Annotated in this window: 15 protein-coding genes and 3 pseudogenes; 13 read left to right on the top strand and 5 right to left on the bottom strand. The window is 45.9% G+C overall.

Translation table 11 applies throughout. From position 1 onward, the window contains the following. Positions 1 to 897: 897 nt before the first annotated feature. Positions 898 to 1,226 (bottom strand): annotated as a pseudogene (locus tag NSQ57_RS15835) (LuxR C-terminal-related transcriptional regulator); the annotation flags it as partial. A 918-nt stretch (positions 1,227 to 2,144) separates the two neighbouring features. Here NSQ57_RS15835 and NSQ57_RS15830 point away from each other — a divergent pair. The 8 genes from NSQ57_RS15830 to NSQ57_RS15795 all read left to right on the top strand — a co-directional run bounded on the left by NSQ57_RS15830 (position 2,145) and on the right by NSQ57_RS15795 (position 8,690). Next, complete coding sequence (locus tag NSQ57_RS15830; RefSeq protein ID WP_342425015.1) at positions 2,145 to 2,726, top strand: polysaccharide deacetylase; 582 nt, start codon at positions 2,145 to 2,147, stop codon at positions 2,724 to 2,726. A gap of 201 nt (positions 2,727 to 2,927) precedes the next feature. After that, positions 2,928 to 3,554, top strand: coding sequence for a VTT domain-containing protein (locus NSQ57_RS15825; RefSeq protein WP_049816997.1), 627 nt, complete (start codon positions 2,928 to 2,930; stop codon positions 3,552 to 3,554). Next, complete coding sequence (locus tag NSQ57_RS15820) at positions 3,532 to 4,053, top strand: phosphatase PAP2 family protein (protein ID WP_029517704.1); 522 nt, start codon at positions 3,532 to 3,534, stop codon at positions 4,051 to 4,053. The genes NSQ57_RS15825 and NSQ57_RS15820 overlap by 23 nt, the downstream gene beginning before the upstream one ends. 24 nt (positions 4,054 to 4,077) lie before the next feature. After that, positions 4,078 to 5,244, top strand: coding sequence for a glycosyltransferase (locus NSQ57_RS15815; RefSeq protein WP_342425014.1), 1,167 nt, complete (start codon positions 4,078 to 4,080; stop codon positions 5,242 to 5,244). A 30-nt stretch (positions 5,245 to 5,274) separates the two neighbouring features. Beyond that, positions 5,275 to 5,976, top strand: a complete 702-nt coding sequence (locus NSQ57_RS15810; protein WP_342425013.1) for a polysaccharide deacetylase family protein — start codon at positions 5,275 to 5,277, stop codon at positions 5,974 to 5,976. A 22-nt stretch (positions 5,977 to 5,998) separates the two neighbouring features. Beyond that, on the top strand, positions 5,999 to 7,132 hold the full coding sequence (locus tag NSQ57_RS15805) for a glycosyltransferase (RefSeq protein ID WP_342425012.1): 1,134 nt from the start codon (positions 5,999 to 6,001) through the stop codon (positions 7,130 to 7,132). After that, entirely contained in the window at positions 7,129 to 8,355 is a 1,227-nt protein-coding gene (locus tag NSQ57_RS15800) for an MFS transporter (RefSeq protein ID WP_342425011.1), read from the top strand. The genes NSQ57_RS15805 and NSQ57_RS15800 overlap by 4 nt, the downstream gene beginning before the upstream one ends. Beyond that, a complete protein-coding gene (locus NSQ57_RS15795) occupies positions 8,352 to 8,690 on the top strand; it encodes a hypothetical protein (RefSeq protein WP_342425010.1) in 339 nt (112 codons plus the stop codon). Before NSQ57_RS15800 ends, NSQ57_RS15795 begins: the two co-directional genes overlap by 4 nt. Before the next feature lie 382 nt (positions 8,691 to 9,072). On the opposite strand, the pseudogene NSQ57_RS15790 reads toward NSQ57_RS15795, so the two are convergent. Next, a pseudogene (locus NSQ57_RS15790) lies at positions 9,073 to 9,180 on the bottom strand (IS30 family transposase); the annotation flags it as partial. A 466-nt stretch (positions 9,181 to 9,646) separates the two neighbouring features. Here NSQ57_RS15790 and NSQ57_RS15785 point away from each other — a divergent pair. Further along, positions 9,647 to 9,925, top strand: a pseudogene (locus NSQ57_RS15785) (transposase); the annotation flags it as partial. A 43-nt stretch (positions 9,926 to 9,968) separates the two neighbouring features. Here the strand turns inward: NSQ57_RS15785 and NSQ57_RS15780 are convergent. Beyond that, positions 9,969 to 11,762 carry a hybrid sensor histidine kinase/response regulator transcription factor gene (locus NSQ57_RS15780; protein WP_209949536.1) on the bottom strand — a complete coding sequence of 598 codons (1,794 nt, stop codon included), beginning with the start codon at positions 11,760 to 11,762 and terminating at the stop codon, positions 9,969 to 9,971. A gap of 299 nt (positions 11,763 to 12,061) precedes the next feature. Between NSQ57_RS15780 and NSQ57_RS15775 the strand changes: the two genes are divergently transcribed. Both NSQ57_RS15775 and NSQ57_RS15770 read left to right on the top strand, forming a co-directional pair. After that, on the top strand, positions 12,062 to 13,288 hold the full coding sequence (locus NSQ57_RS15775) for a serine hydrolase domain-containing protein (protein ID WP_069010547.1): 1,227 nt from the start codon (positions 12,062 to 12,064) through the stop codon (positions 13,286 to 13,288). 854 nt (positions 13,289 to 14,142) lie between these two features. Further along, the gene (locus NSQ57_RS15770; RefSeq protein WP_069010548.1) at positions 14,143 to 14,490 is read left to right on the top strand and encodes a YolD-like family protein; all 348 of its coding nucleotides are present in this window, start codon (positions 14,143 to 14,145) and stop codon (positions 14,488 to 14,490) included. Between the two features lie 437 nt (positions 14,491 to 14,927). Here NSQ57_RS15770 and cysK read toward each other — a convergent pair whose 3' ends face one another. Continuing rightward, positions 14,928 to 15,866, bottom strand: coding sequence for a cysteine synthase A (cysK, locus tag NSQ57_RS15765; protein ID WP_029517693.1), 939 nt, complete (start codon positions 15,864 to 15,866; stop codon positions 14,928 to 14,930). Positions 15,867 to 16,183: 317 nt separating this feature from the next. On the opposite strand from cysK, the gene NSQ57_RS15760 reads away from it, so the two are divergent. Continuing rightward, positions 16,184 to 16,450, top strand: coding sequence for a hypothetical protein (locus NSQ57_RS15760; RefSeq protein WP_340932611.1), 267 nt, complete (start codon positions 16,184 to 16,186; stop codon positions 16,448 to 16,450). A 177-nt stretch (positions 16,451 to 16,627) separates the two neighbouring features. Here the strand turns inward: NSQ57_RS15760 and NSQ57_RS15755 are convergent, their stop codons facing one another. Continuing rightward, complete coding sequence (locus NSQ57_RS15755) at positions 16,628 to 18,571, bottom strand: serine hydrolase domain-containing protein (protein WP_342425009.1); 1,944 nt, start codon at positions 18,569 to 18,571, stop codon at positions 16,628 to 16,630. A gap of 257 nt (positions 18,572 to 18,828) precedes the next feature. Between NSQ57_RS15755 and NSQ57_RS15750 the strand changes: the two genes are divergently transcribed. Continuing rightward, complete coding sequence (locus tag NSQ57_RS15750; RefSeq protein WP_342425008.1) at positions 18,829 to 20,889, top strand: glycosyl hydrolase 115 family protein; 2,061 nt, start codon at positions 18,829 to 18,831, stop codon at positions 20,887 to 20,889. Positions 20,890 to 20,965 lie beyond the last annotated feature (76 nt).

The raw sequence follows: 20,965 nt of genomic DNA, 5'->3' as shown, positions 1-20,965 counted from the left end.
ATTACGGAAGCTGTGCCGCTCACACCAGTTTTTCCACTGCTGGGACGGCGTTGTATGGTAATAGGGTTTCCCTGTACCTGAATGAAAAACAAAGTTACGATCCCCGCCTTTCCATGTCCCATTTGCCTTTGTCTCAAACCTTAATTTCCGCATGCTTTTAACATGGACGGCCAGTTCCTCCATGTACCATTGTGGCATATCTACATAATCGTTAGATGCTTCATTCTTGGTAACTGTAATGTCCGCCTGGCCATTTTTGGTGCTGTCAACCGAATACTGGATTTTGTCACCAACGACTATGGACGGGGGACGAAACGAAACAAGAAAAGTGAAAATGGACTCAGGATGCCAGAAGTAAATTAGACCGTAAGGGCTTAAGCCTTTGCGGTCTTTATTGTAGGTGTCTAAAGTTCTAGACTGAAAAATAAAGTAATAGTCTGAATGAGAAATTATCTAAGATCAATACATTGGTCTCCTCATCAAGATACCAACTAGGTGTTTATCGTGCTCGAAGAAGAGATGTTCATTGATTTCCGCGATAGCCAAGTAAAGATTTCCCAAGATGTTGTTTATTGTACCAAGGGTGTCGAACACAAAACTTTCGCTAACCAGGAGTATCATATCATGTTAGTAGAGCCCAGGGGCGTAGTAAACACTGGCGAGACTGAGTCAGAATTAACAGCAGTCAATGATATTTGGATCTAATGCATTTAGCTTCAGTTCGATTACATCGTTAAAGTAACGGGACACGATAGTTCAACTTCACTTGCTGCTATGACGAGAACCGGATTCCCCTGTAAGGGTCCGGTTTTTTCTGCAACGCATTGCTTAGCGTACGATTTTTTCCGTTTCGTGAGGTGCCCCCTATATCGTGAGTACCATCGGGAAATTCTCCAGCTACACGATATTCTTCATTCGCGCCATTTCTATTGCTTCTTCGCGGTTGTTGACGCCGAGTTTTGAGTAGAGAATCGAGCAGTAATTGCGGATCGTTCCCTCCGATAAAAATAGCTTGGTGGCGATCGATTTGTAGCGCAGTCCGCTCAACAGATGCTCCAGAACTCCATCTCGCGTTTCGTAAGCCCGTACGGGTAGTTTCCCTGACTTGAACCGATTTTCTCCAACTGCTCACGTTGACGCTTCATCTCTTCGAAAACTCGCGTAGCGACCGATTGGTCGATCCAGATTCCTCCATTATAAATAAGTTTCAAGGCTTCCTTCATCTCAATTTCCGAATGATTCAGACTATCATGCAATATAACTTCCCGATCCGTCAAGCGAAAGAGGGTGGGGTAACTGCGGTTAGAACGTAGTTTAGCAAGCACGTCATATAAGACAGTTGACAGTTTGTCATGCGGTATATGTGACAGGTCCAAGTCAATGTCATCAAAAGCTTGGCGGTTTTATCACTGTTCGATTTAACAGTATCGGAGGTAAGATGAGGGGGTAAAGCAGAACAAGATTCTAAAATAATAGGAGCGATTGCGTTATGAAATCATTCACCATTCGAAAAGGAGTTGCACTTACTATAATAGCTATATTGGAGACGGATTCCTAACGCTGCTCTTTAACGATTCGCTACTTCAGGGATTTGAACTCACGTTCTTATTCAGCTGTACATTTCTTACAGGTGGTACGCAGAACTGAATGAATTGTTTAGCTTCGGCCGTAAGAGGGCGACGAATCCTTAGGTTGCAGGGTTTGTTGAAGAAGATGTCTATGAGGGGACTTTCCGTCATTTTCCCGGCACGCGCTGCACACTGCTTTAATTGAAGGTTTCCGATCAGCATCGTACCGATGTGATTCGGGTCATCCGGACTTTTCAGAAGGAGAAGCCATCTTATCAGTATTACCTGATTGGATTGTTAGGAGTGCAAATGAATCTCAACTAGCATGTAACGAAATTATTTTTGGTCGCACTTATATATCAGATTAAACTTGAGCGATCAGCGATGTGCATCAAATTGAGTGAAGGCCCCCCTCAAGACGGGCCACCATCCAGTACCTCAGCCCGGATGCTTTTTTGGTTAAATCCTCTATCATAAAAGTAACAAAAATAAGGAATTCACATAGGAATATTATTTCAGTTGGACAATTTCAATAAAATTTGTCGATTAAAATAAGAATGAGGGATGATTGGATCAATGTTGCTTCGTTTACGCAAATCTTCAATGCAGGCGGCCTGGATGGTGTGGGAAAGAGGGTTCGATTGGATTTCACGCTTTCGCGGCTCGCATACATCGCACTTTGGAATTTGCAAAGTCATGATTAAGAAACACCGAGGGGAGAGTATCGTCTGTGCGGACTCCACGATCATCAATAAAGGCGATCTGGTCGGGGAACTCCATCTCAATAATGAAACGATTCTGACGCTGATCAAATCCGAAGACTCAGACCGCGCAGCGCTCATGACGGCCCGGCTTACACGGAAATCCATGCAGCAGATCAGCGAGGCATTCGCAAGTCAGCCGGAGTTCAGAGAGGTGAAGGCGTTAGTCGGCGTTACGCTGCTTCATCGTGGTTTGATACATGGTCTTGGTTTCGAACAACAACCGATGAAGTCCGATCTGTTCCAACGCATTACAACGGCTTATCTCCGATTATTGTTATCCGTCATGCACCCTGAAGGCAAGAAGCGGATTGGCCGCAAGACCGAAAAATTGATACCGATGATGCTGATTCACTCCCGCTGCTCGCTGAGGAACCGATTTATGACGGTGAAGTGACGGTCCGTTTCAAAGGAGTTATGTCTACCCAAATCAAGCTCCAATTAATTAAAAAAAAGAAACTAAGAGCGTGGTGAGTAAGTTCCTGGAGGGCGGTATGGAGTTGGAAACACAGCGATTGGAAACCCATACCGCCCGGAGGCAACCTATTTTTCATCATGCTCTGTAACAAAGGCGGGATAGGCATTCATGGATAAAATTATGGAATTTTTACAGAACTTTGGAGCGACGGGACTTTTCATTCACGCTATGCTCGATGCGATTATTTTCCCCATCCCGGCGTTCTTCCTGCAGCTTTCTTTAAGCGCGGTGCAACCGGAGTCGGCTTTATGGCTCGCTACGGTTGGCTTTGCAGGAAGTCTGCTTGGGACACCGATCGGTTATGGGATCGGCAAGGTGTCGGGAAAGCATGTTATGGGTGGTGTAATGAAGAAAAAATGGCTGGATTCGGCAAGCGACTTATTTGCCCGCCGCGGCGAGGCTGCAATCCTGATCGGATCGTTCACTCCGATCCCATTTAAAATATTTACGATTTTATCTGGATGCATGAATTATCCATTGTGGAAGCTGCTCAGCTATGCGGCCATTGGCCGGGCGGTGAAGTTTTATGTAGTCGGTTTTCTCTTCTATATATATGGCCGTGCGGCAGAGAATATGGTGAACCAAGTTCTCACGATTACGCTGGTGGGCATTGGTGTTGCGATTGCGGCAATATGGTTCTTGATACGGAAGCTGTGCGAGCGGAGGAAGATAAGGGATGAACATCAACCGATCGAAAAAACAGGGAATGGAGGCGGAAAACAGGATGCAGTGGATAAGGCGAATTGATCAAACGATGTTCTTCTGGTGCAACCAGCGGCTGAGCAGTCGGGCAATGGACCGATTGTTCGGATGGATTACCCATTTGGGCGGAGCTTTGTTTACCATCATTTGCGCAGTGTCCTTGGCATGGTTCGCCGAGGGGGAGTTCAGCAGAATCGGGCTGCAAAGCTTGATCTCACTGGCCGTTAGCCATATCATTGCTGTCCTGATCAAGAGAAAGGTGCGCAGAGACCGGCCTTTCCGCAAGCTGGAGCAGGTGAAGGTAGGCAAATTCCCGTTGAAGGATTATTCCTTCCCATCCGGCCATACTACCGCTATTTTCGCCCTGGTTACACCTTTTATGTTGGCCTCATCGCCGGCAATTATGCTTGTCTTGATTGGTCTGGCCTTGTTGGTGGCCATATCCCGGGTTTATTGGGGTTATCACTATCCGATCGATTGTGTGGCTGGTGGGATGGTCGGATTCCTAACGGCGGTGCTGGTTGTTTTGTTCATGCATAGTTAAATTTCACGAGGGAGGCGATTGTTGATGAATAGCATGAAACGGGAAAAGCTGCTGATTCTGTCCGGCGCGCTCGGGGATGGACATATGCAGGCGGCCAAGGCGATTTTAGAGGCATCGGTGCTGTACAAACAGGGAGTAGAGGTGGTCGACTTTATGCAATGGATCCATCCCCGCATGCATGTGGTTGAACGGTATTGCTTCCTGCAATGGGTGAAGCATTTTCCTTCCTCATACGGATATATATATCAGAAGACCCGGACGGACAGTACACTTACTTTCTTCCTGAAGCATTTTCTCACGACCAGCCTGCAGCGGCTGCTCAAGCTTCTGAATGAGGAACAGCCGACGTTGATTGTCAGCACGTTCCCGCTGGCATCAGCCGCCATTTCCTTGCTTAAGGAAAAAGGAATGACGGATCTGCCTGCGGCAACGGTCATTACCGACCATTCCGATCACAGCTATTGGATACATCCGTCTACGGATCTGTATCTGGTTGGCTCCGAAGGCGTGCGTGCAGCTCTGCAGAGAAAAGGCGTTGCTGACCACAAAATCGCTGTAACGGGCATCCCTGTTCGCCCATCCTACAGTCAGCATGACAATAAAGACCGGCTGCGCGAGAAGCTGGCCTTGGCTCTTGACGCCTTTGTCGTGCTGGTGATGGGTGGCGGCTGCGGGATTATCGATAAATCCTTCATCGAGCAAATGCAATCTGACTCTTTTCCCCCTAACGTGCAATTTGTCATCGTATGCGGACGCAATGTGAAGTTGCTGTACCGCCTGCGTGAAGCGTTGGGAGACAGGGATAACGTCATACTGACAGGCTTCATGGAGGGAATCCATGAATGGATGGCGTCCGCAGACGTATTGATTACCAAGCCGGGCGGACTGACGACCTCCGAAGCGCTGGCGCTTCAGCTTCCCATGCTGCTGCTGGAGCCACGGCTGGGGCAGGAAAAGGATAATGCCGATTATTTGATTCAAGCGGGAGTAGCATATCTATGTCAGATTGACAATTTGCAGGATCAGCTTCAGCGGCTGGTTCAACAGCCTTCCCTATTGGAAGAAATGAGGGAGAAGGCAGGGCTGTGCAGACAGCAGGATTCCGCCAGACATGCGGTCATACAAATTCTGAGCATGCAGAGCGATACACAGGAAGAAAAATGGGTTTGCTCCTTGCAGCAGTATGCTTAAGCTTAATTTTCACTAAGGGGGATAAAGACGTTGCTTGTTAAATATTTGTTGGTTGGGCTCATAGGCTTCATCAGTCTGTATATGATAATTCCTAGTTTTCTGCCAAGAATGATCAAATTTGGGGCCTTTCGTAAGGGAACGACCAAGAACCAGGTAGCGTTCACGTTCGACGATGGGCCGCATCCGAGGTATACACCGGAATTATTGGATTTATTGCAGGATTATCAAGTGAAGGCCACATTCTTCGTGCTTGGCTCGCAGGCGGAGCTGCACCCGGATCTGATCAGAAGAATGGATCGTGAAGGTCATCAGATTGGAATCCACAATTACAATCACATCTCCAATTGGCTGATGCTTCCCTGGACGGTGCGGCGTGATCATATGAAACGGACCGCAGATATTATTGAATCCATAATTGGAAAAAGGCCGGATCACTATCGTCCGCCGTGGGGGCTCATGAACGCTTTCGATTTCTTTCATCCCAAATCGTACCGCATTGTACTCTGGTCCTTGAAGGCGGGGGACTGGCGCAGCAGAAGCTGCCGCAAGAAACTGAAGGCAACGCTGCTGAACGGAATTACGGACGGATCAGTTATTTTGCTGCATGACAGCGGAGATTCGCCGGGAGCGGACCGTCACGCGCCATATTTTATGCTTCGGGCTCTGGAGGAAGTACTGCATCAATTACAGGGACGCAACTTGCAATTCGTTCGTTTGGATGAAATGGCTTGACAAAGGAAATGAGGTGACAATAGTGGGACAGGAACCGCAAATTTTAATTTTAACGGCCGATTACGGAGAAGGTCATCATCAGGTGTCCAAGGTGTTGCAGCAAAGCTTGATCCGCAATGGTTATAGCCAGGTGGCGGTTGTCGACTTGTTCCGGGAAGCTTATCCTGTGCTGAACAAAATAATCCGCTATCTGTACCGGCAAAGCCTGTATGCAGACAGCCTGGGGATTCCCTATTACGGATGGACCTACCATCTGACCAACCAGCTTCCCATGAAAGGAAAGATCGCAGCCTGGATGAACAGTCTTGGCGGCGACAGGCTCAAGAAAATCATCCTCCAGTACCAGCCGGAAGTCTTAATTTATACATTCCCGTTCGGCAGCTTGCCAAGCAGCGAGGCATTATCTGCGATCCGTCCCCGGACTGCTGTTGTCATAACGGACTTTGACGTTCACCGAAGATGGCTGTTCGCCAAGCCGGATCATTATTTTGTCCCTGCCAGCGACGTGAAAGAGGCCATGGTCAGGCAGGGCGTCCCCGAGAGTCGTATTACCGTGACCGGAATTCCGGTCAGGGAGTCATTTCATGATGCGGCAATGAGTGGTCCCGGCTCCGTTAAAGAAGCAGATGAGCATGTGATTCTGCTTATGGCTAACGTCTGCGGCACATTGCATTCGCTATCGAGGCTCATCGGGAAGCTGCTGCTCTTGTCAGGCGTCCGCATTCGAGTGATTTGCGGCCGGCAGGAAGGATGGAGACGGAGGCTTGCGGAGAGCTGGGCGGATGATGCAAGAGTGGATGTATTCGGCTTCACCGATCAATTGCATGTTCTGATGAGCAGCGCCTGCTGCGTAGTCACGAAAGCGGGAGGCGTTACACTATCCGAGACGATTCAGGCCGGGGTTCCAATTTTCATCCTAAATCCGTTTCTGGGGCAGGAGAAGGAAAATGCCCTGTATTTGCAGCGCAAAGGAGCGGCAGTCGTGGCCTTTACGATTCATGATCTGGTGTTGCAGATACAAGCGATGATCTCCTCTGAGCAGATCAAGCAGTCGATGATGAACGGGCTGCTCGCAGCAAGGCAGAAAGCGGCTGCGGACCATATTGTCCGGCATTTGTTTCCTGAGGCAAGTCCCTTAAGAAGGAGTGGAATATGATGAGCGGGAGGAGCGCGTTCAAGCATTCTACTCTGACGCTGTTCACGGTGCTTTTTTGCACAGAGTTTGTCCGAAGCGCTTTCTTGTTCTCGTTCCTGCCGAACTTTGCCGTCAACGAGTCGGGGCAAACTGTTGCTTTGGTCGGTCTTGCCGTCTCGCTTCATTATACAGCCGATACGCTGATTAAATGTGTGGCTGGATATTTGCTGGACAGGTTTTCGCTGCGCTGGCTGCTGCCTGCCACTTTCGTCCTGATGCTGTCCGGACTAGCCGCCGTGTTCTTTAGTCCGTATGCCTGGGGGCTTGTTGCCGGTTCCGTGATACTTGGGATGGGGGCGTCGCCTATATGGCTCATTTGTCTGGAGAAAGTCCGACTTACGGAGCGGGCGGCCCAGATGGGAGCGATATACACCGTGTGGCTGGCCTGCATCGGTCTGGGGCCGGTCACAATCAATCTCACCTTCGATTATGGCTTCGAACCTGCCTTCCGGCTGATGGTTGCGCTGCTCGCCGTCGGCTGCATCGCATCGTTCGGGATTAACAGAACAATTCCCTTGCATCTCCAGAACGTCAGCTTTGCCGAACAAGCGGCAGGACTGCGAAGAAGGCTCGTTCAGCTAAAATGGCTGCTGCCAGGCATGGTCCTGCAGATGACCGCCGCGGGACTGCTGCTGCCGATACTGCCCGGTTTTGCCGCTGACCATCTTGGTCTGAGCCAGCCGCAATATTCGCTAATGCTCATATTAGGCGGGGCCGGCGCGATGCTGTTTCTTGTCCCGATGGGAAAGCTGGCTGATCGATGGGGGCACAAGCAAATGCTGTTCGCCGGTTTCGTATCGCTTACGGTCGTATTGGCTCTGTTAGTCGTATCCATGCCCCCGCCTGCATTAACGATGCTGTTTGCCTTTATGCTGGGATTGTCTTACTCAGCCGTGCTTCCGGCCTGGAATGCGGTGCTGTCGTACCTTGTTCCGGAGGATCAGAAGGGGACCGGGTGGGGAGTACTCTCCGGGATTGAAGGGCTCGGTATTATGATTGGCCCGGTCATCGGGGGAGGGATAGCCAGCCAGTATACGAATGCCGCTGCCATTAGCATCAGCGCTGCTTTACTGGCGGTTCTTGCACTTTTTTATTTGATTTTGCCGCAAAACAAGCTGGTCTCGGCTGGCGGGACTTTGCAGCACAAGAGGGAGAACGCTCATGGACCTGATCGGGTTAGTTGAACCGAATATGGATACCTGGTCTTGCTCATCGGCTTGCCGCTGGACTTCATCGCGCTCCCCATCCGCCGAGTACACCTGAAATCCAAGCCATCGAAAATCATCACGATACAAGCCTCAGTTCATCTACCTCAGCACAAGAAGCTGGTGAAGGTGCCGATTTTAATTACGATTCTTTAAAGGATTACATTGCCTATGGTCTAACTTATGATAAGAAAGAGGACAGATTTCTCTTCCATGGCAAGCAAGTCAGATTGTTTGTTGATAAGGATATAAAAAATGAAGGTAGATCAAATAACTTTTACTATGATGCTAAAGGAAATCCGATTTCAAAGTGATTAAAGATGATAACAATAAGATAATCAAAATAACGGAAGTTCATGAGAGTGAGTTACAAGCCTTAAATAAAACATTTGGATTTTATAATAACTGATGGAAATTTACGGTTTGAATAATTAGAGTCATTATATAAGCTACTGAAAAAGCTTTAAACCGTAAAAGGTGAAAGAAAACCAGTGAAATGATGGTTTTTTTTCACCTTTTTTAATAGACGGATTGTCAAGACAAGTACAACAGTTCCTCCTGAAACGATTCGTAAGAGGACTTCCATCTTAAGTTTTTCGGGGTCGGTTGTTAATCAGGGCGAGAGCTTGTCCCAGATCAGCATCTGTCACCTGAGCGAAGTTATGACCCTTTGAGATTAATTCACGCCCAAGACTTGGTATTTTCGTTGGAGTCTCGTTGCCAGGATGAGTACGGGCCGGCGAAATAGACACCCACGCCGTACAGTCGTTCCAATTCTCTGTGACAGGCGAATTCTTTCCCTCGCCCACGGTCGCGCTCCGAATCGCAGACATCGGATACTGAGCCGCCAGTAAGCCAAACGCGATCTTCATCGATAATGCCGTGCGATCGTCATATAATCACTTGGTAAAAACGTGTTTTTGCCTCTACGATGTGTCGACACAAGTTTACTCTTTCCTCGGCTGGAAACGACCGTATCCAGCTCCCAGTGACCGAAGGTTTTCCGGCTACGGATCGTATTGGGACGCTGCAAATCAGGCCTTTCAAATACATAAATAATCAGTCAATTTAAAATGCCGTTGCAACGGAGAAAGTAATCACTATTTATCAAGTTTGTCCCCTATATTGATAATGAAGTAGGTTTAGTTTTTATATAAGCGTAAGTTGAAATAAGAGGTTTCAGAATGAAAAAGACTCCTTGGTATGATGTAAATGGGTCCACGATGCTGGCCAGCGACTGGATCCAAAAACAAACCAAGGAGACTACAAGATGAATTCTACTCAAAATGAACGTATTAATCAAATCACTTCTTCTACCTTAATTATCGGTGTAGACATCGCTAAATTCAAACATGTCGCCCGGGCACAAGACTACCGCGGAGTCGAGTTCGGGAAGGCTATTACGTTTGAGAACGACCGTGAAGGCTTTGAATTGTTCGTTAGCTGGTTCAGAAAGATTGCTACGGAGCAAGGGTTCCAGGACGTCATCGTTGGCATGGAAACAACCGACCACTACTGGTTGAACCTGGCCCATTTTGTGAAAGAACAGCACGTGACCCCTATATCGTGAGTACCATCGGGAAGTTCTCCAGCTACACGATATTCTTCATTCGCGCCATTTCTAATGCTTCTTCACGGTTGTTGACGCCGAGTTTCGAGTAGAGAATCGAGCAGTAATTGCGGATCGTTCCCTCCGATAAAAATAGCTTGGCGGCAATCGATTTGTAGCGCAGACCGCTCGACAGTTGCTCCAGAATCTCCATCTCGCGTTTCGTAAGCCCGTACGGGTAGTTTCCCTGACTTGAACCGATTTTCTCCAACTGCTCACGTTGACGCTTCATCTCTTCGAAGACTCGCGTAGCGACCGATTGGTCAATCCAGGTTCCTCCATTATAAATAAGTTTCAAGGCTTCCTTCATCTCCCGCGGATGAATCGACTTCAGCATGTAGCCTTCTGCCCCGCGCTCCAATGCAGTTGCTGCCTGCGAGGAATCCTTAAACGTTGTCATGAATACAACCTTCATATCAGGCCATCGTTGTTTCATCTCAACTAAAGCTTCAATCCCGCCCATTCCTTGCATACGAATATCCATTAGCACGATATCTGGTTGGGAGCGATCACAATGTTCTAATGCTTCGCGCCCGTCCCTGGCTGTACCAACGACGTTAAAATCAGCATGCTGATCCAAAATTTGCTTCAAGCTGTCGGTAATGATCACCTGGTCATCAACGATCAGCAGGCGGATTGCATCATGTACAGGCTCTGTCTGCAACGGAATATCACATATGACGAAAGTTCCTTGTCCTGACTCGGAATGCACGGACACCGTGCCGTGAAATAGTTCAAGTCGTTCCTTCATTCCATTGAGCCCAGATCCAAATTGGATTTCTTCCATTCCGATGCCGTTATCTTCGATCTGTAATCGAAGCTGCTGACTATTGAAATGTAACTGAACGGATATCATGCTCGCCTTGCCGTGCCGAACTACGTTGGTTAGAGACTCTTGAAGGCAACGATATAAACAATTGTTTATTTTTTGCATAACAAGAGTCTCACTGCCGATCACACGGAATTTGACCGTTATACCTGTTGACTTCATAAAATTTTCAGTTAATTGCCGCAGCGATTCACTTAACGAATGGTTCAACGGAGTATGAGAGAGCTGATGCAGATGCTTTCGGATATCAACCAGACTGTGTTGGGCGATTCCGACAAGCGAATTGATCCTCTCTATTTGCGCATCTGGTACGGACGATCGCAGTGATTCGACGCCGACGATGAGCGAGGTAAGCGTATGGCCAATCGTGTCATTCAGCTCATGTGACAGCCGGCTGCGCTCCTCCATCAGCGTAAGTTCCTCAATCCGCTTAATATGCTGCTCCAGCAACAGCTTTTGCTCTTGAATAATTCGGGCTTGCTTATGGGACTGAATTAAAATATTAAACGCGAAGCCGATGGCAAAACCAAGGCTGCAGCTAACGATAAACTCATACGGGAGACGATCAGCAATCCAACCGTTCAATACCGGGAATACGATTCCGCTAAGGATACCTGTCCACACATAGTTTCTTCGACTGCTCGTCAAGCCGATAGTAATCACGAGTAAAACAAAAGACCAAAGCAATCCCGGGGCTGCGTAAGCTAAATAAAGATAAAAAAAGCCCGTTATCGTGACTTCGATTGTGAGATACCAGTCTTCTTTCCTATAGAGGATGATTAATGGAACGAGATAAACGACGAAAGCGAGAGAAAGTACAACCCAAAGCGACACAACGGTTAATGACGGATCGACAAAACCAGCGCTTGCGATAATGACCAGCCAAAGCGTTCGTATGGCCACAAGTATCCAATCATACCAGACCCTTTTTTTCATTATCGAGAACACGAATTACGCACACCTTCTTATATTTTTTTGCAAATCAAATTCCGAATGATTCAGACCTATCATGCAATATAACTTCCCGATCCGTCAAGCGAAAGAGGGTGGGGTAACGGCGGTTAGAACGTAGCTTAGCAAGCACGTCATATAAGACAGTTGATAGTTTGTCATGCGGTATATGTGACAAGTCCAAGTACGATGTCATCAAAAGCTAGACGGTTTTATCACTGTTCGATTTAACAATATCAGAGGTAAGGTGAGGGGGTAAAGCAGAACAACATTCAAAATAATAGGAGCGATGCGTTATGAAATCATTCACCATTCGAAAAGGAGTTGCACTTACTTTAATAGCTATATTGGCGGGTACAGTGGCCTATGGAACTGTCCACGCAGAGGGTCAGACGGCAACTTATCAAGCTATCAATAAAGCTGCCAATACCGACAATATTTTATCGTCGGAATTCGCAAAAGAACCCAAAAAAGAACTCAACGAGAAAGAAAAGAAAAGAAAGCATCGGGAAGAAGTCAAACGCGTCATGGATCAAGTAGTTACCAACAAAAGAGTTCCAAGTGTCGTGGCAGGCGGGCTACAGGATGGGGAACGCTGGTCCTACGCTACGGGTACAGCCAGTTTCGAAGTACCACGCCCGGTGGAGCCGGATTTTTCATTCCGTATTGGAAGCATCACGAAGACATTCACTGCTACCGTTGTATTGCAGTTGGCTCAGGAGAAAAAATTGAACCTGGATGATTCGGTCGAAAAATGGCTGCCGGGGGTCATAAAGGGTAATGGGTATGACGGCAACAAAATTACGATTCGTCAGTTATTGAACCATACAAGCGGGCTTGCGAGCTATACTGATCTTGATTTTCGAGATATTACCTTGCCTCAAAATCCATTCCGTTACTATTCGTCCGACGAGCTTATCAGCATGGGACTAGCTAAGCCGCCTGTATATGCGCCAGGGAAGGGCTGGAACTATTCGAACATGAATACTATACTAGCCGGTCAAATTATTCAGAAGGTAACAGGAGAGACGTATGCGGAGCAGATCAGGAAACGGTTGATCGAACCGCTCGGGATGACAGGGACATTTGTAATGGAAAATAGTCACGATATTCCAGGTAAGCATGCCACAGGATATAATATGGACAGATCGGGTCATTTGTATGATTTAACAGAGATGAATCAATCATGGGCAAATGCAGCCGGAGATATAGTCTCAACAACCAAAGATTTGACCACCTTCTTCAGTGCGCTGTTGGGCGGAAAGCTTCTAAATCAAGAGATAATGGACCAGATGCTCACGACAGTAGATTCACCTATAGGTAAAGTTGGACTAGGGATTTATGAAATAAAAACAGCTGACGGGCAATCATACTGGGGGCATGCTGGCGGTACTTTCGGATTTGAATCGAGAGCCTTCGGATCTCTAGGCGGGCAGCATATTTTGGTAACGTGCATCAACTCGGTAGCTCCGGAAGTGGAGCCTGCTCACAATAAAATAATCAATAAGGAGTTTGGCCGTTAAGTTTAAAGCCGACATCGCGTCCTTTATTTGAGGGCGGATGTCGGTTTCTGCTGTGATTAACCGTCGTTTCATGCAATCGAGGCACAAATGTCCGCATTCAGAATAAAACGATAGATAAGATTCACGAGGGGCATAACGACGGCGTATTTTATATTCGGTCGGTCAAGCTCTACTATCGACTTCTTTACCACTCCCGCCAACAGATGGTTTACCGCCAAAATCGTAAAATAGGTTAGACGCAAATTCGATATAGAGAATAAGAAGAGATATATGGATTTTTAGAAATACATAGTAGGTATAGACAACGTAATATTACTAACCTACATATTGCACCAGACTACAATTTCTATTTAAAAAAGACTTCAAGGAAAATCAAACATTAAGACTATTGTACAAAAATATCAGAATTTCGTATATGTTATTCCGCTAACGGGATACGTTAGTTCAATGGAACAGCGACAGTCTAGGACATTATTTTCTCGTACTGGTTGTCACTGTTCCAATTTCAAAGTCCGTCTAAAACTTATTTTATGGAGACTAGCGATATGACAATTCGAAAGATGCATGGAATAATGTCGATACAATCGTATGGGACAATATAGGAGATGAATTTGAGGGAAAGAAACTTAATCATTATTCAAAACTTGATCTAACCAGGTGAATATGCGGTGGTTAGCCAATTTTAATGCTCCAAAATTTTCATTTTATCCCTCTGATTTTGTATTTTCGTCTAGTCTATCAGACCTAGGAATATTTTTCTAGGACAAAAGTTTTGGATTCGGTATACAAAAAGCCTTGTCTAGAACGTATGTTCGGAATATAATTTCTACATAATACATCAGGAGGCTACATACATGTCGAAAAAATTAGAAGGTAACGGCTTATGGGAAAGCAGCAGGATTATCATACCAGAACACAAGGAAGCATACTTAAAACTCATGAAAGACCGTCAGCGGAGAGGCAAGCCGGAACTTGACGATCAGGAAGTCCAGTTGATCGAGCAAGCGCTTATAGAGTCCTACAACACACGTCAACCTATAACACTAGTGGTTTTTAGCCCGTTCGATGACGAAGAACTCACAGGTGTAATCACGTCTATAAATACTGCTCGCAGGGAAGTGAAACTGTTTCGTGGCGAGGATGATTTTAGTTGGATCAAGTTGGAGGATATCATTTTCAGCAAGTATCTAGCAAAAATCTAAGGGTAGTAAATATTCTACTGATGTTATTCAACAAACAAGAAATGTCTCAGCTGCCTTATCTACGACAATTCAGCCGAAGTCTTTCTAGGAGCATTTGATGCTAGTGTTTTAGCTGAGCAGATCAATCCTCATATCGCAATCGAAAACTTCCTGATGACGATGCACTACACCCGCATCAAGTTAAAGAAAGAGGCATACAGATTGGTACAAGACTACTATGGGGAAGCCTACTTTTACAGAAAATCCTGATGAGCTCCAACAACATCGCGCTGGACCAAGGTAACTTTTTCTTCACTAACGGTCCATTTGTTGTGCAAAAAATGGACCGCTAGCGAAGAAAGAAATCAATTCAGGTTAATGAAACAATTCTATGAGCTCTTGCTTGTGTACTTGGAAAATTAACAAAAGAGGCAGCGGGATTCCTGTCTCTTTTGTTATTATTCTACGTCTGAGAAAAGCGGAGTGGACAAATAACGCTCACCTGTATCAGGTAATATGACCACGATCGTCTTGCCTTTGTTTTCTGGAAGCTTCGCAATTTGTGTTGCTGCATAAACCGCAGCCCCAGAAGAAATACCAACAAGCAGCCCTTCTGTTTTGGCAAGCAGACGTGCAGTTTCAAATGCATCTTCGTTTTTAACTTTGAAAACCTCATCCACATATTCTTCATTAAAGTTATTTGGAATGAAACCAGCACCGAGTCCTTGTAGTTGATGTGAACCTGGAGTACCCCCAGACAGCACTGGTGAATCGAACGGTTCGACGGCTATCACTTTTACAGAAGGTTTTCGTTCCTTCAATCCCTGGCCAACGCCCGAAATAGTTCCACCTGTACCTACGCCCGCAATAAAAATATCTACACCGCCATCCGTATCATGCCAGATTTCTACAGCTGTAGTTTTGCGGTGGATTTCTGGATTGGCAGGATTGCTAAACTGCTGTGGTATGAAAGAGTTTGGTGTTTCGGCAGCCAATAGTTCAGCACGCTTGATAGCGCCTTTCATCCCCTCGGATCCCGGTGTTAACACAAGCTCAGCACCGAACGCAGTCAAAAGCTTGCGACGTTCGATACTAAACGTTTCAGGAAGTGTAATTATAAGTTTATATCCAAGAGCCGCAGCTGCAAATGCAAGTCCGATTCCAGTATTTCCACTTGTTGGTTCGATAATAACGGAGTCTTTATTGATTAAGCCTTTCTCCTCAGCGTCTTTAATCATAGCATATCCAATGCGGTCCTTAACGCTACCAGCCGGATTGAAATATTCCAACTTAGCTACCACGTTTGCCTCAATATTTTGGATTTGGCTGTAGTTCAACAGTGCTAGCAAAGGAGTATTTCCAATTAATTCAGTCAACTTTTGGTGAATTTTAGTCAAAATTATCCCTCCAAACAATTAATTCATATCTACTTACTATGACATAGATATTATCACGAATTTTTCTTCATAACCATGTCCTGTTAATTCATAGTGAGGAGCGGGAACGGATGGAACAGTTTAAACCTAAGGTACTACTCATAAAAAAGTAGTCCAAGCTTATTCAGAACCTGAGAGTCATTAAGAATGTATACAGTGTATCCTTTTACCCGCTAACCTAGTGGTCGGCGGATAACGAATTTGTATTTAGTAGAAGGCAAAAAGAGCAGTAAGGAATTAATCCTTCTGCCTCACCGTTAACATACGGGGAGGCGTTTTTGTTTTGGCAAGCTTACGGTGTATCAATTCGCGCCATCAAGTTGCTCTTGCGAGAGCTTACGACTAAATGCCTACAATACGAAGTAATTTATGTTCTTAATAAGGATATCGATACATCATCTAAAAGAATTGTGGCAAAGGTGTCCTCTGCTGTAACACGGAACACTAAATCTCTGGAAACAGTTCTTGAATTTCCCGAGATTGAGAAAGTGCGGGAGGATATGACAGGGGCTACGCCTTTTCCACTTTTCTTTGGTTTCATTTGAATTAACCCTCTTTCTGTAGACATATTTGCTACACTAGTAGTTTATGAAATATGAATAAGAGTGTTCATAGAGAAGAGAATACAAAAAAGACCGTCTATTGACGGCCTTTTCTATGTTTCGACTCGAAATATATCGTGGAGGCTATCTATGCTATAAAAAGGATAAAATTAAGTAGATCTATGCGAAAAAATAGAAATTATAGGAATACAAGAAAAACGAAATAGCTAAAAACGAAAGAATCAGCGTCGCGGTGTATACCTTTCTTAACAATGTAGCCTCCGAAACGTTACATTTTCTTACAGCAAGATAGGCAGCCGGTACAAAGGCAAGCCCAAGTACCCAGAAAAGGATAATATTGAAATTGAAATTGGACATAGGCTGATAGGGGTCGCCTATCAATTGGATGCTTGAAGCAATGAGATTGACGATCACAAGCAGACCCAGCAAGGGGATTACGGTTACGCTGTCAGGCAAGGGAAGCCGCGAAGCACTCTTCTGCTTTCTTGCGTCCTTGAGCTTCCGCAGCCATCCAATAATACCGAAAATAGACCCAAGCGCAAACCAAATACCGCATCCCCCGACCAGAATATAACTGAAGATGGATGTTTGCAGGAAGGATATCGGCAATTGGTCATCGATCACTCCATATGACAACTGCGTCACTTTACCATCGGCATTGGTTAAGAAAAAAAGACGGCTGATGTTTAGGCCCGCGTGATCATAAGGAGTGCTCCCGGGAGTCACGCGTTCAAAAAAATAGGGTTTGGTTTCTACATAATCAACATGAATATTCATGGATGGAATACTCAGAGTGATTCCGCCATTGCCGTTGGCTGTGACCACTTCTTCCGCATTGGATAATACGGGTATAAGCTTCAATATACCAGATGATACTGCGCGAGCAGAACGGTATTTTCCCTCCACATCCGCGCTATGCTTCAACGTGCTGTCCGCTTGCGGAGTAGCGTGGGAACCCCCGACAAACAGGTCAATGAGTTCGCTTCTTGCCCCGAACATTTCATTTTCCACATTAGTCAGAATACTGATCCCAAAGTTTTGATCCGGCACGATAGAGACCAGAGAGGAGAATGAATCTGTATTTCCACCGTGCTCGATAACACGATAATCTCCCGCGAACCGTTCCCAAAAGCCATGGGCATTCCCCGGAAGCTCGGGATAGTGGGTATACGAAGCCTCATGCATTTCTCGCAAGGTTTCATTCTTGTTGAACAGCGAATATTTTAAGGAATGGTCCATGTTCATATGAGCAAGCATAAAATGAGCCATGTCCTCCGAAGTAATGTTTAACGCACCAGCCGGCACATCATTAAAGAAAACATTCGGCTTTGCCACCCAGTTTCCATCCTTCTTGGAGTAGCCTGTTGCTTTATGTTCGATAACCTCTGGAATAAGATCATACCGTTGTGTAAAGTAAGAATGTTTCATGTCTAGAGGCTCAAATATATGTTTCTGAATATAGGTTTCAAAAGGCATTCCGGATACACGTTCTATAATATAACCGGCCAGGTTGGTCCCATAGTTGGAATAAGCAATCACTGTTCCAGGCTCATAAATCTGTTGAGGCTGGTTTCCGGGTGCGACATGCTCCTTGAGAGGCCTAAGATCAGCAGGATCATGAACCAAAAGTTTTTCCAGGCGCTCCTCAAAACCTGCCGTGTGGCTCATCAGTGATTTTAGGGTAATAGGCTTATCAAAAGAAGGCTTGAGAAAGCCGTCAGGCAAGTATGTGCGGATGTCCGTATTCAAATCCAGCTTTCCTTGCTCAACCAGTTGCATTACTGCCGTCCAGGTGAACAATTTCGATACGGAACCGGCCTCCATATAGGTTGTTTCCGTACTCATGGATGTTTGTTTCTCGATGTTTGCGTATCCGTAACCTTTTGAAAAAACAATTTTTCCGTCCTTTACTATGGAAACCGCAGCACCAGGAATCGCTGTTCCTATATATTTTTTCATAATTTGATCTGTTCTGTTTTCGATTTCGGAAATCGGGATTCCAGAGGGAGTGGTTGGAACGGCCCCAGAAGCATATGCCTGGACCGGGATAAATGCCATCAATGCCAACAGGAACAAAGAGGCAAATCGTTTTTTCAATTTCATATCAAGTCTCCTTTTTGCTGCGCTTGAATCTTTAAGAGCAGTCTGTTTTTTGGAACATTTTTAGTGTAGCAGTTAAGTCTTTCTTATTTCTCTCCTGTTCCTTACTTTTTTCTTTCTCAAATGAAGCTTCAACTCTCAAATGATTTACCGGAAAAAAGCTATATTTACGTTGGTACAGCTTTATATGTATGTTGACAACCTATAAAATAAAGACAAGAAGAATCCTCATAGTTGAAAAAAATAGGAGATGACAATAAATGAAAGCCTGTGAACCTCTGACTATTTCATCTGAAAGCGGATACAATCTTCAAACCGATGAAAGTCTGCCCATTGCCCACGCTTGGAACATGATTGCGCGAGATCATAAGCAAGTGTTTGGCCGCGAGCCATTGCAAACAGAAGTAGAGCCCTCGATCATTATCCGTTATGCACAGGAAGGAGATAGCTGTCCGCATTGGCCAGAGGGCTATTGTCTGCGTTTTGTTGCTGGTAGCAAGGGAACGGTACTCCATATTATTGGCCGTGATGAATTGGGAATTATTTATGGACTGCTTCATTACAGCCGTTTCGCTCTGGGTGTGGAGCCCTTCTGGTTCTGGGCGGAGCTCCTCCCGCCTAAGCGGGATACCATAATAATACCGAGTCAGAATGTTGACAGTATACCGTCCAAGGTCCGGTATCGGGGATGGTTTGTCAATGATGAGGTATGCTTGATTGGCTGGAAAGATGATTATCCACCGACGGAGCAGGTGTGGCAGCCCGTTTTTGAAGCGTTACTGCGCTGTGGTGGAAATATGGTGATTCCCGGAACCGATTTACCACGCACAGGTATCCATCATAAGCTTGCAGCAGACATGGGTTTATGGATCACACATCATCATGCTGAACCGTTGGGGGCGGAGATGTTTTTGCGCGCCTTTCCGGGTAAACAAGCTAGCTACAGAGAGCATCCCGAGTTGTTTGAACAGCTGTGGCAGGAAGCGATTGAACGGCAAAAGGAAGAAAAGATTGTATGGGTATTATCTTTTCGCGGGCAGGGTGACAAGCCTTTTTGGGAAGATGATCCTTCCTTTAATACGCCGGACAAACGCGGACAATTAATCTCGTATGTGGTTCGCAAGCAGTACAATATGATCTGTGAATTTGTGGAGCATCTTGTGTGCTGTATGGCGATGTATGGTGAGATTGCCGAGTTATACAAGCAGGGGCATATGGAAGTACCCGAAGGGGTGATTAAAGTATGGGCGGACAATGGTTACGGTAAAATGGTATCTCGGCGCCATGGGAATCTTAATTATCGTGTACCAGCATTGCCTGAGACGCAGGATGGGGACAAGAATGGAGTATATTACCATGTGACCTTCCACGATTTGCAAGCGTCGAACCATCTTACCCAACTTCCCTCCTCAGCCAGCTTGATTGTAGAGGAATTAACAACAGCGTTTACTTCAGGGGCGGACGAGTACCTGCTGGTCAATTCAGGTAATATTTTGCCGCATGTATATACGCTGGATTTAGTAGCAAATTTATGGATGAAGGGTGAAGTGGATGCTGAAGAGCAGCTTACTGATTTTATTGGACGGCTGTACAGTAGTCAGCTTCAAGAGATTTCCCAATTATACCGGGATTATTCCCGTTGCACTATCGTTTATGGCCCGCATAAGGATGATCGAGCAGGGGAGGAATTCTATCACCATCCAGCTCGGCAAATTATGGGGTATTGGCTACAAGGCAAAGAAGGCAGTGATGAACGGCTGTACTGGGCTACTGGAGAAAGGCCTTTTCCTGAACAAGTTCGCTGGTTCAAGGAAAAAGCCGAGTCGGCAATTCCCGACTGGGTTGAACTGCGAGAGCGGTGTCTACGAATCATGAAGCAGTTGTCTGAAGATGAATGTCGCAGGCTATATAATCAACTGCTTGTGCAGATTGAACTGCATCTAAGTGGTTCACGTGGACTGGCAAGCTTATGTAGCGCTTATGGGCTGTTCCTTGAAAAAGATTATCCACGAGCATTTATACAAGCTTCTCATGCCGTTTGGAGCTACCGGATGGGTAAAGAAGCTTTATCGCTCGCAGGAACTGGAAGATGGGAGCATTTCTACCGGGCAGATTGGTTAACCAATCTGGATAATACTATTTCACATGCGGACACTGTACGGAGATTTCTTCGTCTTCAGGGAGACAGTCCGGATATGTTCCTGTGGTCCAAACAATATTTAATGCCAGAAACAGAGAAATATATCTACCTAGAGAATACGCATCGCAAGCCCCTTCCCGATGATGAGTTGGCACGCAGTCTGGAGAAGGTATTATATTAAGGAAGGCATGTAGCATAAGAAGCAACAGCGTCTGCCTGCAACCTTTCCAGCTTGTACTACGTCAATGAAGTTGTTA

It is taken from the genome of Paenibacillus sp. FSL L8-0502, from assembly GCF_038593055.1.
Classification (GTDB): Bacteria; Bacillota; Bacilli; order Paenibacillales; family Paenibacillaceae; genus Paenibacillus; species Paenibacillus polymyxa_D.
The sequence above is the reverse complement of the archived record's forward strand: the minus strand, read 5'-3'. Positions and strand labels throughout refer to the sequence as shown.

Bases quoted from the DNA above. Each gene is read 5' to 3' on its own strand.
- NSQ57_RS15830 (WP_342425015.1), top strand. From the start codon at position 2,145: ATGTTGCTTCGTTTACGCAAATCTTCAATGCAGGCGGCCTGGATGGTG.
- NSQ57_RS15825 (WP_049816997.1), top strand. From the start codon at position 2,928: ATGGAATTTTTACAGAACTTTGGAGCGACGGGACTTTTCATTCACGCT.
- NSQ57_RS15820 (WP_029517704.1), top strand. From the start codon at position 3,532: ATGCAGTGGATAAGGCGAATTGATCAAACGATGTTCTTCTGGTGCAAC.
- NSQ57_RS15815 (WP_342425014.1), top strand. From the start codon at position 4,078: ATGAATAGCATGAAACGGGAAAAGCTGCTGATTCTGTCCGGCGCGCTC.
- NSQ57_RS15800 (WP_342425011.1), top strand. From the start codon at position 7,129: ATGATGAGCGGGAGGAGCGCGTTCAAGCATTCTACTCTGACGCTGTTC.
- NSQ57_RS15775 (WP_069010547.1), top strand. From the start codon at position 12,062: ATGAAATCATTCACCATTCGAAAAGGAGTTGCACTTACTTTAATAGCT.
- NSQ57_RS15770 (WP_069010548.1), top strand. From the start codon at position 14,143: ATGTCGAAAAAATTAGAAGGTAACGGCTTATGGGAAAGCAGCAGGATT.
- NSQ57_RS15755 (WP_342425009.1), bottom strand. From the start codon at position 18,571: ATGAAATTGAAAAAACGATTTGCCTCTTTGTTCCTGTTGGCATTGATG.
- NSQ57_RS15750 (WP_342425008.1), top strand. From the start codon at position 18,829: ATGAAAGCCTGTGAACCTCTGACTATTTCATCTGAAAGCGGATACAAT.